Genomic DNA, 15,934 nt, shown 5'->3' on the forward strand with positions numbered 1-15,934 from the left:
TTCGCCAGTTTCCTGCGCCCGGATCGCGGTGATGCTCGTGCGGGTCGTCGGCCGGGGCAGTCTGTATCAAAAAGAGAGACGCCATCTCGGATAGCGATAGATTTACCCATCATGCAGGTGCTGTCAACCCCACGCCACGGTCGCCGCGACGGCACCACACCGGCCGCGAGGTGCGCGAACACGGACTAGATGCCTCGTGGATCGCTTGACAAGATGGCGTCTCGCATAGAGTATTTCGGCACCCGTCAACGCAGCTCCACCGTCGGCACGGCCGCCACCCTTCCTCGTGCCCGTGACCGAGGCGCCGGTCATCCCGCCGCCTGCCGTGAAGTCCTGGCGACACCGGCCCGCGTCACCCACCACGTCCGATCGGCGACACCGGTCGGGTACCGCCGCACCCTCCTCATCCCCCATCAGGCCCCGTCAGCGATCGCGGATCACCGCCGGCCCCACCTGCGGCGTCCGCGGCGTCGGTGTCCGCGCCGACCGAGGCGCACACACCCCCGGGATGCCTGTCAAATCACTGGAGGACATCCCCATGGCTTTCTTCTTTGTGGACTCGAAGGCGCGCACCCCGGGAGATCGGGCCGCCGACGGACCCCGTCGCGGGCACGACCGCACCCCGCACCGCCGCCGGCACGGTGGACCGCTGCGGCGCGGACGGCTGGGCGTCGCGCTGGTCGCCGTCAGCGCGCTCGCCCTGTCCGGCTGCTTCTCCGACGGTGGATCGAGCGCCCCCGCCGACGCCTCGCTCGGCGAGCCGCTGAAGGTCACCCAGATCGGCTTCCCCAACGAGATCACCCTGGTGTGGGCGCTGAAGAAGGGCCTCTTCGCCAAGCACGGCATCGCCGTGGAGCCGGTCACCCTCGCGTCCGCCTCGTCCGCCGTCGCCGCCGCCGACTCCGGCCAGGTCGACCTGGCCTTCTCCGGCGGCTGGGGGGCCATCGTGGCCGCCTCGCAGGGGGTCAAGGTCAAGATCGTCATGGGCGCGTACTTCAACCCCACCCCGCCCGACCCGACCCGCAGCCGGGGCGTCTTCGCCAGCACGAAGAGCGGCGCGAAGACCTACTGCGACCTGGTGGGCAAGACCGTCGGCGTCACCGAACTCAACGGTCCCGGCCAGGTCTACACCAGCGCCGCCGTCCGCAAGGCCGGCTGCGACGACAAGAAGATCAAGTACGTGAACATCCCGAGCGCGCAGATGGCCACCTCGTTGAAGGGCGGCGCGGTCGACGCGATCAACGCCAGCGGGGCGATCGGCCAGACCCTGGTCCGCGAGGGCGGCGCGGTCTGGCTCGGCGAGCCGTACGCCGACGTGCAGGGGCGGATCAACTACGCCGACTACGTCGCCTCGGAAAAGTTCGTCGCCGCCAACGCCGACAAGATCGCGAAGTTCCGGGCCGCCATGGACGAGTCGCTGCGCCAGATCAAGGACCCGGCCAACGAGGCGGAATGGCAGCAGATGGCGGCCGACTTCGGCAAGACGACTGTCGAGGCGATCCGGGCCAGCCAGTTCGAGGAGCTGTCCAGCGAGGTGGACCGCGCGGCGCTGCAGAAGATGGCCGACCTCGCGCACGAGTTCGGCGCGATCAGCACCAAGGTCGACACCTCCGGCCTCGTCCACGAGTCGGCTTGATGGGCGCCGTCCGCACCGCGTTGCGGCGCGGCCAGCCGGTGATCTGGGGCGCGGCGGGTCTCGGCCTGCTGGTCGCCGGCTGGGCCGCCGTCGCCGCCGCCGGGGTGGTGCCCGCCTCCGGGCTGCCCGGCCCGGTCGCCGTCGGGCGGGCGTTCGCGAGCCTGCTCGGGGACGCCGACTTCGTCCGGGAGTACCTCGACACGCTCGCCACCTGGGCGGTCAGCCTCGGCCTCGCGGTGGTCATCAGCATCCCGCTGGGCCTGCTGATCGGCTACCTCGAACCGCTGGCCCGGGCCAGCTCCCTGGTGATCGACATCGGGCGGGCGATGCCGGTGGTGACGCTGATCCCGGCGGCGATCGTCCTGATCGGGCTGGGCCCACAGATGAAGATCTCGGTGGTGACCTTCTCGGTCTTCTGGATCCTCCTGGTCAACACCATCTACGGGGTACGCAGCGTCGAACCGCTGGCGCTGCGGGTGGCCCAGGCGCTGAAGTTCGGCCGGGTGGAGACGATGCGCCGGGTGCTGCTGCCGACCACCCTGCCGTACGTGGTGACCGGTATCCGGATCGCCACCGGCATCGCGTTCGTGGTGACCCTCAGCGCCGAACTACTCGGGGCCACCACCGGCGTCGGCACGGTGCTCGTCAGCTACCAGGAGGCGCAGCGGGCCGACGCGGTCTACGCCGGGGTGCTCGCGGTCAGCATCACCGGCATGGTGCTCAACATCGCCGCCCAGCTCACCGAGCGACGCGTCATCCGCTGGCGTCCGTCCGGGCAGGAGTAGACAGTGCGCAGGTTCCTCATCCGAGTGGTGTCCTACACGTGGCTCGTGCTCGCCCTGGTGCTCGTGGCCGAGGTGCTGCTGCGCTGGCGGGACTCGTCGTTCACCCCGCCGCCCAGCCGGGTCGCCGGCGCGTTCGTCGACCTGTGGTGGAGCGGGCCGGCGCACCGGCTGTTCGCCTCCGACGCGTTCGTCGCGGACGTCGGCGCGAGCATGTTCCGGTTGCTCGTCGGCTACGCCCTGGCGGTGTCGGTGGGCACCGTGGTCGGCGTGGCGCTGGGCCGCAGCCGACGCCTGGAGTGGCTGTGCGCGCCGGTGGTGCGCCTCGGCGTCGCCACCCCGGCGGTGGTGCTCATCCCGATCGCGATCGTGCTGCTCGGGATCAACGACCGGATGCCCATCTTCGTCATCGCATTCGGCTCGATCTGGCCGGTCGTGTTCAACACGATGGACGGGGTGGCCAACGTCGACCGGCTGGCACTCAACAGCGCCCGCGCGATCGGGCTGCGGCGGGTGGACCGTTTCCGGTTCGTCGTGCTCCCGGCGGCGCTGCCGCGCATCCTGGCCGGCGCGCGGGTCAGCCTGGGCATCGCGGTGGTCCTGATGGTCAGCTCCGAGCTGTACGCCTCCACCTCGGGGGTCGGCTACCAGATCCTGCTCCAGCAGCAGAAGTTCGACACCCCCCGGATGTTCGCCGGGGTGGTGATGGCGTGCGCGATCGGCATCCTGTTCAACGCACTCTTCGGCCTGTACGAGCGGTGGGCGCTCCGCGGGCGACCGACGGTAGGGAGATCGGCATGAGCGACCCGGAGCACACCTCGGCCGCGCTGGTCGTGGCGGGACTGTCCAAGACGTACACGACGAACGGGGTCGACCACCTGGCGATCGAACAGGTCGACCTGCAGGTGCACGCGGGCGAGTTCGTGTCCATCGTCGGACCCTCGGGCAGCGGCAAGACCACACTGCTCAACTGCATCTCGGGGCTGATGCGGCCGAGCACCGGCGAGGTCCGCTCGTTCGGCGAGACCATCGGCGACGGCCCGTCGGAGGACATGGCGATCGTGTTCCAGGACTACAGCCGCTCGCTGTTCCCGTGGCTCACCGTCGAGCGCAACATCGGGCTGCCGCTGCGCCGTACCGGGGCGAGCCGGGCCACCGTGAGCAGCGCGGTGGACAGCCTGCTTGCGGCCGTCGGGCTGCCCCGTTCGGTGATCGGCAAGTACCCGTGGCAGCTCTCCGGCGGCATGCAGCAGCGGGTCGCCATCGCCCGCGCGCTGATCAACAAGCCGAAGATCCTGCTGATGGACGAGCCGTTCGCCTCGGTCGACGCGCAGACCCGGATCAGCCTGGAGGACCTCACCCTGCGGGTGTGGCGGGAGTGGAACAAGTCGGTCCTGTTCATCACCCACGACATCGACGAGGCGGTCTACCTCTCCGACCGGGTGGTGGTGCTCAGCAAGGGCCCGTCGACGGTGAAGGCGACCGTGGACGTGCCGCTGCCCCGCGACCGCGACCAGATCCTCACCAAGCAGGAGCCGCTCTTCGGCAAGCTGCGCAGCGAGGTGATGGACCTGGTCATGGGCCACTGACCGAACCGCCGCGGGCCACCGGGACCGTCCCGCCGCCGGGCGGCCCGGCGGCCCCACGGGCGGGCCGGTCGGCGGCGTTGGCCGGACGGTGGTGCGAGAATCTGACGGGGTGACCGCCGAACAGCCCGCCCCCGACGTCCGCACCCCCCGGGCCCAGCACGGGTCGAGCCCACAGCACCTGCTGGCCACCCTGCTCGGCGAGTACCTCGACTCCGCGGACGCCGACCTGCCGTCGGCGGCGGTCATCGCGATGCTGCGGGAGTTCGGGGTCACCGAGCCCAGTGCCCGTGCCGCACTGTCCCGGCTGGTCAAGCGGGGTCTCATCGCCACCCGGGGCGACACCCGGCCGCCGGTCTACCACCTCACGCCCGCGGCGATCGCCCGGCACCGCTCCCGGATGCGGCACTTCCTGACCTTCGGCGCACAGCCGCCGCACTGGACCGGCGACTGGGTGCTGGTCTCCTTCTCGATCCCCGGCTCCGGCCGGGCATCCCGGCACGCGGTACGCCGGTCGTTGACCGCCCACGGCTTCGTGGGCCTCTACGACAGCGTATGGATCCGGCCGGGCGTCCACGCCGCACCGGTCCGGGCGGAACTGGAGTCGCTGCTGCATCCCGTCGCGGGGGCCCGCTGGTCGGTGCTGCACGTCCGGTTCGACGAGGAGGCCGGGCCGCACGGACCGGCCGCCGCGTACGACCTGACCGGGCTGGCAGCCGGCTACACGGCCTTCGTCGCGCGGTTCGCGCCGGTGCGGGCGGCGGCCCGTCGGGGCACGGTCGACCCGGCCACCGCGCTGGTGGCGCGGACCTCGGCGATGGACTCCTGGCGTCGGTTCGCCGACACCGACCCGGATCTGCCCGCGCACCTGCTGCCGCAGCCCTGGCCCCGTGGTCAGGCCCGGGAGACCTTCCTCGACGTCCACACCCGGCTCGGCGCGCTCGCCCGGGCGCGGCTGGTCGAGGTGACCGCCCCGCACTGGCCGGACGCCGCCCGGTGGATCACCCACTTCCACGCGCCGGGCGACCCCACCCGGCCGGAACCGGCAGGCGACCCGCGCGGCACCGGCTGACCGCCTCCGCACGGAGGTCGCACCCGGCCCGCCGAACGGGCAACACATTGACACTTTTCGTTGCCCCGGTGATAGTAACTGCATACCGCGACCGCCTGTGGGGACTGCGGCCGGGCGGTCGACGCGTCCACGTCGGCCCGCCCCGTCGCCGGTGCCGACCACCCTGGTCGGGCCCGGCGACAGACCCGCCACCGCAGGGGTGCCACCGCCGACACCCGCAGGAGGGTGCATGCCAAGGAGATCGAAGCTCTACGCGGGCCTGACCGCCGCGCTCGTGCCGGCAGCCGCCGTGCTGATGGCTCTCGGCGCGACGCCGGCCGATGCCGCAGTCGGCGGCTCGGGGCCCTACCCCGCCGACTACGAGACCTCGACCAGCCTGCCCAACCACACCATCTTCCGGCCCCAGACGCTGCCGACCGAACGCCTGCCGATCCTCGTGTGGGGCAACGGCGGCTGCTCGGCCAACGGCCTCTCGCAGGGCAACTTCCTGCGCGAGATCGCCTCGCACGGCTTCCTGGCCATCGCCAACGGCGGCCCGAACGCCTCCGGCTCCACCAACTCGCAGATGCTCACCCAGTCCATCGACTGGGCGGTGGCGGAGAACTCCCGCCAGGGCAGCAAGTACTACAACCGGATCGACACCGGCAAGGTCGCGGTCGCGGGCTTCTCCTGCGGCGGCCTGGAGGCGTACGCGGTCTCCAACGACCCCCGGGTGACCACCACCGGAATCTTCAGCAGCGGTCTGCTCAACGACGCCGACGACTACCAGCTCCGGCGGCTCACCAAACCGATCGCCTACTTCGTCGGCGGGCCCAGCGACATCGCCTACCCCAACGCCATCGACGACTGGGGCAAGCTGCCCGCCGGGCTGCCCGCCTTCATGGGCAACCTGAACGTCGGGCACGGCGGCACCTACGACCAGCCCAACGGCGGCGAGTTCGGCCGGGTCGCGGTGCTCTACCTCAAGTGGCGGCTCAAGGGCGACACCACCGCCGGCGGCAACTTCGTCGGCGCGAACTGCGGGCTGTGCCGCACCCAGTGGACCGTCCAGCAGAAGAACCTGACGCTCGACGGCCCGCCGCCGACCACCCCGCCCCCCACCACCCCACCGCCGACCACTCCCCCGCCCACGACCCCACCGCCCACCACTCCGCCGCCGACGACGCCCCCGCCCACCACTCCCCCGCCCGGCGGCGCCGGCTGCACCGCCGTCTACGCCGTACAGGACCAGTGGAACGGCGGGTTCGTCGCCAACGTCAGCGTCACCGCCGGGTCCGCCGCGCTCACCGGCTGGCGGGTCACGCTGACCCTGCCGGGCGGCGCAGCGGTCAGCTCGGTGTGGAACGGGGTCGCCACCGGCACCAGCGGCACCATCACCGTCACCAACCAGAGCTACAACGGACGGCTCGGTGCCGGGCAGAGCACCAGCTTCGGGTTCCAGGGCACCGGCACCGGCACCGGAGCCACCGCCACCTGCACCGGAAGCTGACCGTCGGCCGCCGCACGGCGGGTCGCAGGTGCGGCGGGCCGGTACGAGGTACCGGCCCGCCGCACCGTGCTCTAGGGTGCCGGCATGACCAGCGCACCCCGGGAGGCGGAGACCCGCATCGGGCCGGTCGGCGCGCTGCTCTGCCGGCTGCTCTTCCTGGCCATCTGCCTGCCCGGCCCGGTCCTGCTCGCCGCCGACGTGACAGGCGACCTGCCGGTGTCACCCGGGGAGCGCTGGGGGCTCGTCGCCGGCGGGGTGTTCACCACGATCGTCGGGTTCGGCTTCGGTATCTTCGGCTGGCGGGTGGTCGACCGGTCCCGCAGCGACGCCCGCCGGCTCGACGCCACCGGGGTCGCCGCCACCGCCGAGATCCTCACCGTGGCGCACCACCTCGGCGGGGAGAGCCCGGAACTCGACCTGCACGTGCGGATCAGCGGGCCCGGCTTCGCCTCCTTCGAGGCGGACACGGTCCGGCCCGACGACCCGGGACTCGTGCCCGGCCGGCTGCTGACCGCCGTCGTGGACCCGGCGAGCCGGCTCTACCGGGTCCGGTGAGGACGCCGGGCCCTCACGCGCCGCGCAGGTCCTCCTCGATCCGCCTGGCGGTGGCCAGCAGCGGCGGGAGCAACTCGCGCCGGATCAGCTCGAACGACCCCCGGCTGGCGTGTGCGGACAGGTTCACCGCCGCCACCACCGACCCGTGCGGGCCGTGGATCGGCGCGGCCAGCGACCGCAACCCCTCCTCCAGTTCCTGGTCCACGATCGCGTACCCCTGGGCGGCGATCTTCGTCAGGACGGCACGCAGTTTCGCAGGATCGGTGACGGTGCGCCGGGTCAACTGTTGCAACCGCGCCGTGGCGAGGTAGTCGTCCAACCGGTCCGCCGGTTGCGCGGCGAGCAGCACCCGCCCCATCGACGTGGCGTACGCGGGGAACCGGGTGCCGACGCTGATCCCCACCGTCATGATCCGTCGGGTGGGTACCCGGGCGACGTAGACCACCTCGTCGCCGTCGAGCACCGACACCGAGCACGACTCGTGCACCTGCGCGACCAGCGCCTCCATGTGCGGTTGGGCGATCTCGGGCAGGCCCAGGCCGGACAGGTAGGCGTAGCCGAGGGCGAGGATCCGCGCCCGCAGCGAGAACAGCCGGCCGTCGGTGTGCACGTACCCCAGCTCGACCAGGGTGAGCAGGAACCGGCGGGCCGCGGCCCGGGTCAGCCCGGTGCGCCGGGCCACGTCGCTCAACGTGAGCTGCGGATGCTCGGCGTCGAACGCCCGGATCACCGCGAGCCCGCGCTCCAGCGACTGCACGAACTCCGGTGACCGTGCCGTCTGACCGCCCACCTCACCCAGCCTCCCGCCGCAGCGCCTCCCGGGCCACCGTGAACGCCCGGTTCGCCGCCGGTACGCCAGCGTAGACGCCCACCTGGAGCAGGACCTCCGCCACCTCCTGTTCGGTCAGCCCGTTGCCCAGTGCGGCCCGCACGTGCATCGCCAGTTCCTCCTCGTGACGCAGGGCGGCGAGCACCGCGAGGGTGATGCAGCTACGGGTACGCCGGTCGAGGCCGGGCCGGGTCCACACCTCACCCCAGGCGTAGCGGGTGATGAAGTCCTGGAAGTCGGCGGTGAACGCGTCGGTGCCGGCGACCGCGCGGTCGACGTGCGCGTCACCGAGCACCTGCCGGCGTACGGTCATGCCGGCCTCGTGCCGTTCGCGGTCGTCCATCAGTCACCCGCCTGGTCGAAGTGTTCCCGCAGGAGTCGGCCCACCGGCCCGGGTCGCTCGACGTTGGCCAGGTGCGCCGCCGCGTCGAGGACGACCAGCCGCGCCCCGGGGACCAGGTCGACGATCTCCCGGGCGTGCCCGACGGGGATCGCCGGGTCGTCCGCACCCGCGACGACAAGCGTCGGCGCCCCGATCCGGGCCAGATCGGGGCGCAGGTCCAGGGCGGCGATCGCCTCGCAGCAGGCCGCGTAGCCGGCCGGGGAGGTCGCGGTCAGCATCGCGCGGTACCCGGCCACCAGAGCCGGGTTGGCGGCGGCGAAGGTCGGGGTGAACCAGCGGGCCACCACCGCGTCGGCGATCGCCGGCAGGCCACCGGCACGGACCGTGGCCGCCCGTTGCCGCCAGGGTTCGGGCGGGCCGAGCCGGGCCGAGGTGCACAGCAGGGCGAGCCGGCGCACCCGGTCGGGCGCGTGGGCGGCGAGCCACATGCCGACCATGCCGCCCAGCGACAGCCCCGCGTAGTGGACCCACGGCACGTCGAGGTGGTCCAGCGTCCGCAGCACCTCCCGGCCCAGCAGCTCCACGGTGTACGGCCCGGTGGGCGTCGCCGAGCGGCCGTGGCCCAGGTGGTCGTACCGGATCACCCGCAACCGTTCGGTCAGCGCCGCGACCTGGGGTTCCCACATCGCGCCGGTGGTACCGAGGGACCCGCCGAGCAGCAGCACCGGCGCGGTGGGCGGGCCGTCGATCCTCAGGTGCAGCCGGCAGGTCACGACGCCGCACCCCGGGCGGCGGCCAGCGCGGCGTCGACGAACCGGCCGGCCGACCCGAGCCACCGGTCCGGGTCGAGCGCCTCGTCGATCTCCGCCCCGGACAGGTGGGCACGGATCTGCGGGTCGGCGAGCAACGCGGCGCGGAACGTGGGCGCGGCGGCGGCCCGGGCGACCAGGTCGTGCGCGACGTCGCGGCCTACGGCGGGGGCCAGCCGGGCGGCGACGGCCTCGGCGAGCACCCGTCCGCCGGTGGCGTCGAGGTTCGCCCGCATCCGGGCGGGGTCGACCCGCAGTCCGGTCAGCAGCCGGGCGGACCGGGCGGTGACGCCGCCGGTCAGGTGCAGCAGGTCCCGCAGCGGCTCCCATTCGGCGTGCCAGCCGCCGGCGGCCCGCTCGTGCTCCTGCACCGCCGCGGCGAACAGGGTGGCGACGAGGCCGGGGCCGCGGCGGGCGGCGGCCCCGATCAGGATCGCGTCGACCGGGTTGCGTTTGTGCGGCATGGCGGAGGAGCCACCGCGTCCGTCGCCGCCCTCGGTGACCTCACCGACCTCGGTCTGGGCGAGCAGTCCGACGTCGAGCGCGACCTTGCCGGTGGCCGCGAGCAGGCCGCCGAGCGCGGCGGCCAGATCGAGGCGCGGCTGCCGTCGGGTGTGCCAGGGCAGCGCGCTCGCGGGCAGCCCCAGGTGGGCGGCGAACCGGGCGGCGACGTCGGGGCCGGCCGGGCCGAGCGCGGCGAGGGTGCCGACCGCGCCGCCGAGTTGCGCGGGCTGCCCGTCGCCGGCCTGCCGGAGCCGGTCGCGGGCCTGGGCCAGGCCGGTCAACCAGCCGGCGGCCTTGAGTCCGAACGTGGTGGGTGCCGCCTGCTGGCCGAGGGTCCGGGCGACCAGCACGGTGTCCCGGTGGGTGTCGGCGAGCCGGGCGGCGGCGTCGACGGCGGCGTCGAGGTGCCGGCGCAGCGCGTCGAGCGCCCGGACGGCCAGCAGGCTCAGCGCGGTGTCCAGGATGTCCTGGCTGGTCGCCCCGAGGTGCACCCAGGGTCGGGCCGGGGCGGGCACGGCGGCGGTCACCTCCCGCACGAGGGGGACGACGGGGTTCCCGGCGGCGTCGGCGGCCCGGCCCAGCGCCGCCGGGTCGTACCGCCCGGGGTGGCACGCGGTGACGATCGCGTCGGCCGCCGGGGCGGGCACGAGACCGGCGTCCGCGCCGGCCCGGGCGAGGGCCGCCTCCGCGTCGAGCAGCGCCCGCAGCAGGGCCGGATCGTCGAGTTCCGCGTCCACCTCCGGGTTGCCGGACAGTCCGGAGAGCAGGCCGTCAGACGGCGAAGAAGACGGTCTCACGGTCGCCCTGCAGGTGGATGTCGAAGCGGAACCCGTCCGGTGCGGCGCTGGCCAGCAGCGTGTCCCGGCGGTCGGCCTCCACGCCGGAGAGCACCGGGTCGACGGCGTTGGCCGCCGGCTCGTCGGGGAAGTAGAGCCGGGTCACCAGGCGGTGCAGCAGCCCCCGGCCGAGCACCGACAGGGTCAGGTGCGGGGCCTCGGTGCCGCCGTCCGGGTCGGGCAGCGGCCCCGGCCGGACCGTCAGCAGCCGGTAGCGCCCCTGGTCGTCGGTCTCGCTGCGGCCGAACCCCCGGAATCCCGCGAGCCGCGGCGGCCGGGCCCCGCGCGGGTCGTCGGGGTGGTCGAACCGGCCGTCCGGGTCGGCCTGCCAGCTCTCCACCAGCGCGTCGACCACGGGTTCCCCGGTGCCGTCGACGATCCGGCCCCGGATCCAGAACGCGCCGGGGGTGCCCTCGGGGACGACGTACGGGCCGTCGGGCCAGTGCAGGCCGATGCTCAGGTACGGCCCGACGGTCTGCGCCGGAGTGACGCCCAGCCGGTCACTCATGGTCGCCGTCCTCGAAGGGGGTGCCCTCCCGGCCCCGCAGCACGATGTCGAACGTGTAGGCCAGCGCCCACTCGGGCTGTGTGGCGGCGTGGTCGTAGCGGGCGACCAGCCGTTGCCGGGCCATCGGGTCACGCACCGAGTGCAACACGGGGTCCTGGAAGAACAGCGGGTCGCCGGGGAAGTACATCTGGGTCACCAGCCGCTGGGTGAACGCCCGGCCGAACAGGGAGAAGTGGATGTGCGCCGGCCGCCAGGCGTTGTCGTGGTTGCGCCAGGGGTAGGCCCCCGGTTGCACGGTGACGAACCGGTACCGCCCCTGGTCGTCGGTGAGCGTCCGGCCCACCCCGTCGAAGTGCGGGTCGATCGGGGCCGGCCAGGTGTCGCGCTCGTGGCGGTAGCGTCCGGCGGCGTTGGCCTGCCAGATCTCGACCAACGTACGCGGCACCGGCCGGCCGTCGCCGTCGCGGACCCGGCCGTGCACGATGATCCGCTGCCCCTGTGGTGATCCGTCGTGCTGGCGGGTCAGGTCGTGGTCGAGGTCGCCGAGGCGTCCCTCGCCCAACAGCGGCCCGGTGATCTCGGTCAGCCGCTGCGGCAGGTGGACCAGCGGCTGCCGGGGCGCCCGCGTCACGGTCGACCGGTAGCCGGGGCTGAACAGCGGCGGGTGGGCGTCGACGTCGTCGCGCCGGTACGCCGGCAGCGGCAGCCGGCGGCCGGCGGTGTCCTCGGTCATGGTCGGCTCCCCTCGGCCGTCGCCCGCAACGCGCGCAGCACCGCCAGCTCGTCTGCCGTGGGCGGTTCGTTGGTGGTCAGCGGCTCGGCGACGGCGAGGTCCCAGCCGGTGGCGGCCCGTGCCTGCTCCCGGCTCACCCCGGGGTGCAGCCGGGTCAGGGTCAGCTCGCAGCTCACCGGGTCGGGTTCCAGGACGCCGAGGTCGGTAATCACCAGTCGGGGTCCGCCGCCGCGCAGGCCGAGCCGTTCCCGGTCCCCCGGGCCAGTGCCGTAGCCGACGGAGGTGACGAAGTCGACCCGCGCGGTGAAGGTGCGCGGGTTCTGCCGGACGATCACCACGACCTCGCGGCAGGAGGCGGCGATCTCGGGTGCCCCGCCCGCGCCGGGGAGCCGGACGGCCGGGGTCGCGTAGTCGTCGCCGACGACTGTGGTGTTGAGGTTGCCGTACCTGTCGAGCTGGGCCGCGCCGAGGAAGCCGACGTCGATCCGGCCGGGTTGGAGCCAGTAGTTGAACACCTCGGGCACCGACACGACCGCGTCGGCGGTGTCGGCGAGGACGCCGTCGCCGATGGACAGCGGCAGCCGGTCCGGTTTCGCGCCGAGGCAGCCGGACTCGTAGACCAGCACCAGGTTCGGGGCGTGGGTGGCGCGGGCGAGGTTCGCCGCGGTGCTGGGCAGTCCGATCCCGACGAAGCAGGCGATGCCGTCGCGGAGCTGCCGGGCGGCGGCGACGGTCATCATCTCGTCGGCGGTCCACTCCGCGGGCGGGGGCGGGCCGCTCACGTCGGCCTCCCGGGGCGGGGGGCGGGCCGCGCGGTCACGCCGCCGCCCCGGCCCGGTGCACGTGCCGGTCGAGCCAGGCACGGAAGGTGTCGCGGTCCCGGCTGACGGCGTCCCACGCCCGGTAGAAGTCGTTGTCCCGGACCGAGTAGCCCTGGGCGTAGGAGGGGTGGGCGCCGCCGGGCACCTCGGCCACGGCGGTGACCGCCCAGCCGGGCAGCACGACCTGCCCGGGGACGGGGGTCAACTCGGGCACGACCTCCTCGACGGTGACCAGCGAGCGGCGGGCGGCGAGCACCGCCTCCTTCTGCACGCCGGTGATGCCCCACAGCTGCACGTTGCCGGCCCGGTCGGCGCGTTGGGCGTGCACCACGGTCACGTCGGGGCGCAGGGCCGCCACGGCGGTGAGGGTCTCGCCGGTGAACGGGCAGTCGACCGACCGGACGTTGGCGGTGTGCCGGGGCAGGTCGGTGCCGGTGTAGCCGCGCAGCACGGCGAACGGCAGGCCGGACGCGCCGGCCACGTAGCGGTTGGCCATCCCGGCGTGGCTGTGTTCCTCCAGCTCCAGCGGGCGCGGCCAGGAGTGCTGCACGGCGTCGCGGAACCGGTGCAGCGATCCCACGCCGGGGTTGCCGCCCCAGGAGAAGACCAGCCGACGGGCGCAGCCGGCGCCGATGAGCTGGTCGTAGATGACGTCGGGGGTCATCCGGACCAGGGTCAGCTCCTGCCGTCGCTGGCGGATGATCTCGTGGCCGGCGGCGAACGGGATGAGGTGGGTGAAGCCCTCCAGGGCCACCACGTCACCGTCGCGGACCAGTTCCGCCACGGCCTGCGCGAGCGGGACGAGCGTCGCCATGGGCCTCCCGCCTCACCTCGGACCGGTGTTCGCCATGCGGACCATCGTGCTCATGTCGAACGTACGGTCGGCGGCGACATCCGTCAATGTCCACCTCGGGTCCCGACGTCTGGAGGGCCACCGTCCGGGCAGGACGTTGACGGGAGCCGGGTCGCGTGCCAACGTTCAATGAGAGAACACCCGTTCGCTCAGCGAACGCTTTCGGTGGCCCGCCGCCGGGCCCCGGTGTCGGGCCGGCGTCCAGGAAGGACGGACCGGGATGCGTACCCAGGTCGGCATCGTCGGCGCCGGGCCGGCGGGGCTCATGCTGTCGCACCTGCTGCACCGGCAGGGCATCTCCTCGGTGGTGCTGGAGAGCCGCAGCCGTGAGCACGTCGAGCACCGGCTGCGCGCCGGGGTGCTCGAACAGGGCTCGGTCGACCTGCTGTGCCGCACCGGCGTCGGCGAGCGGCTGCTCCGCGAGGGGCTGCGGCACGAGGGCATCGAGCTGCGCTTCGCCGGGGAGTCGCACCGGGTGCCGATGACCGAGCTGACCGGGCGGGCGATCACCGTCTACGGGCAGCAGGAGGTGGTCAAGGACCTGATCGCCGCGCGCCTCGCGGCCGGCGGCACGATCCTGTTCGACGCCGAGGTGACCCGGCTGGACGGGCTCGACTCCCCCGACCCGGTGGTCCGCTACCGACACGACGGCCGGGAGGAGGAACTGCACTGCGACTTCGTGGCCGGCTGCGACGGGTTCCACGGGGTGAGCCGGGGCGCGGTGCCCGACGGGGTGCTGACCAGCTACGAGCGGGCGTACCCGTTCGCCTGGCTGGGGGTGCTCGCCGCCGCCGCGCCGGCCGTGGAGGAACTCGTCTACGCCCACCACGAGCGGGGTTTCGCCCTCTACAGCATGCGCTCGCCGCAGGTCTCCCGGCTCTACCTCCAGGTCGCCCCCGACGAGGACATCGCCGCGTGGCCGGACGAGCGGATCTGGGCGGAACTGCGGGTCCGGCTGGAGACGGTGCCGGGCTGGTCGCTCACCGAGGGGCCGGTGCTGGAGAAGTCGATCACTCCGATGCGCAGTTTCGTGGTGGAGCCGATGCAGTGGGAGCGGCTGTACCTGGCCGGGGACGCCGTGCACATCGTCCCGCCCACCGGGGCCAAGGGCATGAACCTGGCGCTGGCCGACGTGGCGCTGCTCGGCGAGGCGTTCGCCGCCTGGTACTCCCACGGCCGCACCGACCTGCTGGCGGGCTACTCGACCACCGCGCTGCGCCGGGTCTGGCGGGCCCAGCACTTCTCCTGGTGGATGACCTCGATGCTGCACCGGCTGGCGCACGACGACCCGTACGAGGCGAAGTTGCAGACCGCGACGCTGCGGTACGCCGCCACCTCGCGGGCGTACGCGACGAGCCTGGCCGAGAACTACGTGGGCCTGCCCGAGGTCTGAGCGACGCCACCACGACGCAGCCTCGTTCAACTTATTCATGACGGGCGTCAGAAATTCTTGACTTTCGATGTCGGGGTGGCTGACCATGGCCACCACAGCGGCGTGCGCCCCCACGCAGCGGTTGGTTCCCCCCGCAGGTCCGAGGCATCCCGCCGACTTCCGACGCACCCCACCACCCCCGCCCAGGAAGGGCCTCGTCAATGAAGAAGGTCATGGCTCTCGGGTTGATCGCCGCCGCGGTCGCCCTCACCGGATGTACCGACTCCGACGCGTCCACCCCGTCCGCGCCGACCTCCGGCGACCTGCGCAAGGTCCGGGTCGCGGCGCTGCCGATCACCGAGACCGCCGCGCTGTGGGGCGGCATCAAGGCGGGCCTGTTCGCCGAGCGCGGGCTCCAGGTCGAGGTGCTGCCCGCCCAGGGCGGCGCGCAGGCCATCCCGGCGCTGATGAACGGCGACATCGACTTCGCCATCGGCCAGCCGTTCGGCCCGTTCCGCGCCGACCTGCAGAACCTCGGCGTCGTCATCATCGGCAACTACGCCTCCTCGTACGCCCAGGGCGACGACATCAACGCCGTGGTGGCCTCGGCGAAGTCGGGTGTCACCCGGCCGGCCGACCTCGCCGGCAAACGGGTCGCGGTCAACAGCCTGGGCGCGGCCGGCGACGTCACGATCATGGCGGCGGTGGAGAAGGACGGCGGCGACCCCAGGAAGGTCAAGTTCGTCGAGGTGGCCTTCCCGGACGCCCCGGCCCAGCTCGCGGCGGGCAACATCGACGCCGCCTGGGTGCCGGAACCCTTCGTCACCCAGCTGAAGGGTCGGGGCGACAGGTTCGTCGTGGCGCCCTACCAGGCGGTGGTGCCGGGCCTTGCCACCCTGACCACCATCACCACCACCGCCCGCCTCGACAAGGACGCCGAGCTGGTCGAGGACTTCTCCGCGGCGATGAAGAAGACCCTCCAGTGGGCGCAGGACCCGGCCAACGCACCGGCCCTGCGGCAGGCCATCAAGGACAACCTCCAACTGCCGCCGCCGGTGGCGGAGTCGGTCAGGCTGCCGGCGTTCGGCTGGGACGTCGACCGGGCCAGCCTGCAGACGCTCGCCGAACTCGCCGGCCGGTACCGGGTGCTCGACCGCCAGCCCGACCTCGACCGGCTCATCCGCCAGCAGTAGCCGACCCGGCGAC

General features: G+C 73.4%; 17 protein-coding genes. 9 read left to right on the forward strand and 8 right to left on the reverse strand.

Annotated features, from left to right (window positions below; genetic code table 11):
- Positions 1-538 precede the first annotated feature (538 nt).
- From JQX11_RS20435 to JQX11_RS20465, 7 genes are all read left to right on the forward strand, one after another.
- Positions 539-1,636 carry an ABC transporter substrate-binding protein gene (locus JQX11_RS20435; RefSeq protein WP_204926570.1) on the forward strand — a complete coding sequence of 366 codons (1,098 nt, stop codon included), beginning with the start codon at positions 539-541 and terminating at the stop codon, positions 1,634-1,636.
- On the forward strand, positions 1,636-2,421 hold the full coding sequence (locus tag JQX11_RS20440; protein ID WP_204926571.1) for an ABC transporter permease: 786 nt from the start codon (positions 1,636-1,638) through the stop codon (positions 2,419-2,421). The genes JQX11_RS20435 and JQX11_RS20440 overlap by 1 nt, the downstream gene beginning before the upstream one ends.
- 27 nt (positions 2,422-2,448) lie before the next feature.
- Complete coding sequence (locus JQX11_RS20445) at positions 2,449-3,219, forward strand: ABC transporter permease (protein ID WP_204926572.1); 771 nt, start codon at positions 2,449-2,451, stop codon at positions 3,217-3,219.
- Entirely contained in the window at positions 3,216-4,007 is a 792-nt protein-coding gene (locus JQX11_RS20450) for an ABC transporter ATP-binding protein (RefSeq protein WP_204926573.1), read from the forward strand. The genes JQX11_RS20445 and JQX11_RS20450 overlap by 4 nt, the downstream gene beginning before the upstream one ends.
- A 109-nt stretch (positions 4,008-4,116) precedes the next feature.
- Positions 4,117-5,076, forward strand: a complete 960-nt coding sequence (locus JQX11_RS20455) for a PaaX family transcriptional regulator (RefSeq protein ID WP_204926574.1) — start codon at positions 4,117-4,119, stop codon at positions 5,074-5,076.
- A gap of 229 nt (positions 5,077-5,305) precedes the next feature.
- Positions 5,306-6,565 (forward strand): cellulose binding domain-containing protein, encoded by a 1,260-nt coding sequence (locus tag JQX11_RS20460; protein WP_204926575.1) that lies wholly within the window; start codon positions 5,306-5,308, stop codon positions 6,563-6,565.
- An 84-nt stretch (positions 6,566-6,649) separates the two neighbouring features.
- Positions 6,650-7,120, forward strand: a complete 471-nt coding sequence (locus JQX11_RS20465; protein WP_204926576.1) for a hypothetical protein — start codon at positions 6,650-6,652, stop codon at positions 7,118-7,120.
- 13 nt (positions 7,121-7,133) lie between these two features.
- On the opposite strand, the gene JQX11_RS20470 is transcribed toward JQX11_RS20465, so the two are convergent.
- From JQX11_RS20470 to JQX11_RS20505, 8 genes are read right to left on the reverse strand one after another with little or no spacing between them, the layout of a single operon-like run.
- Positions 7,134-7,910, reverse strand: a complete 777-nt coding sequence (locus tag JQX11_RS20470; protein ID WP_204926577.1) for an IclR family transcriptional regulator — start codon at positions 7,908-7,910, stop codon at positions 7,134-7,136.
- A 1-nt stretch (position 7,911) separates the two neighbouring features.
- Positions 7,912-8,292 (reverse strand): 4-carboxymuconolactone decarboxylase, encoded by a 381-nt coding sequence (gene pcaC, locus JQX11_RS20475; protein ID WP_088642633.1) that lies wholly within the window; start codon positions 8,290-8,292, stop codon positions 7,912-7,914.
- Positions 8,292-9,065, reverse strand: a complete 774-nt coding sequence (gene pcaD, locus JQX11_RS20480) for a 3-oxoadipate enol-lactonase (protein WP_307826270.1) — start codon at positions 9,063-9,065, stop codon at positions 8,292-8,294. The genes pcaC and pcaD overlap by 1 nt, the downstream gene beginning before the upstream one ends.
- Positions 9,062-10,402 carry a 3-carboxy-cis,cis-muconate cycloisomerase gene (gene pcaB / locus JQX11_RS20485; RefSeq protein ID WP_204926578.1) on the reverse strand — a complete coding sequence of 447 codons (1,341 nt, stop codon included), beginning with the start codon at positions 10,400-10,402 and terminating at the stop codon, positions 9,062-9,064. Before pcaB ends, pcaD begins: the two co-directional genes overlap by 4 nt.
- The gene (gene pcaG / locus JQX11_RS20490) at positions 10,377-10,949 is read right to left on the reverse strand and encodes a protocatechuate 3,4-dioxygenase subunit alpha (protein ID WP_204926579.1); all 573 of its coding nucleotides are present in this window, start codon (positions 10,947-10,949) and stop codon (positions 10,377-10,379) included. Before pcaG ends, pcaB begins: the two co-directional genes overlap by 26 nt.
- Positions 10,942-11,682 (reverse strand): protocatechuate 3,4-dioxygenase subunit beta, encoded by a 741-nt coding sequence (gene pcaH, locus JQX11_RS20495; protein ID WP_204926580.1) that lies wholly within the window; start codon positions 11,680-11,682, stop codon positions 10,942-10,944. The genes pcaG and pcaH overlap by 8 nt, the downstream gene beginning before the upstream one ends.
- Positions 11,679-12,464, reverse strand: coding sequence for a CoA-transferase subunit beta (locus tag JQX11_RS20500; RefSeq protein WP_307826271.1), 786 nt, complete (start codon positions 12,462-12,464; stop codon positions 11,679-11,681). The genes pcaH and JQX11_RS20500 overlap by 4 nt, the downstream gene beginning before the upstream one ends.
- 34 nt (positions 12,465-12,498) lie before the next feature.
- Complete coding sequence (locus JQX11_RS20505) at positions 12,499-13,317, reverse strand: CoA transferase subunit A (protein ID WP_204926581.1); 819 nt, start codon at positions 13,315-13,317, stop codon at positions 12,499-12,501.
- Between the two features lie 259 nt (positions 13,318-13,576).
- Between JQX11_RS20505 and JQX11_RS20510 the strand changes: the two genes are divergently transcribed.
- Together JQX11_RS20510 and JQX11_RS20515 are read left to right on the forward strand one after the other, a co-directional pair.
- Positions 13,577-14,749, forward strand: coding sequence for a 4-hydroxybenzoate 3-monooxygenase (locus JQX11_RS20510; protein ID WP_204926582.1), 1,173 nt, complete (start codon positions 13,577-13,579; stop codon positions 14,747-14,749).
- Positions 14,750-14,961: 212 nt separating this feature from the next.
- Positions 14,962-15,921, forward strand: coding sequence for an ABC transporter substrate-binding protein (locus JQX11_RS20515; RefSeq protein ID WP_232378253.1), 960 nt, complete (start codon positions 14,962-14,964; stop codon positions 15,919-15,921).
- Positions 15,922-15,934 lie beyond the last annotated feature (13 nt).

It is taken from the genome of Micromonospora humida (assembly GCF_016901255.1).
In the GTDB taxonomy this organism is placed as follows: Bacteria; Actinomycetota; Actinomycetes; order Mycobacteriales; family Micromonosporaceae; genus Micromonospora; species Micromonospora wenchangensis.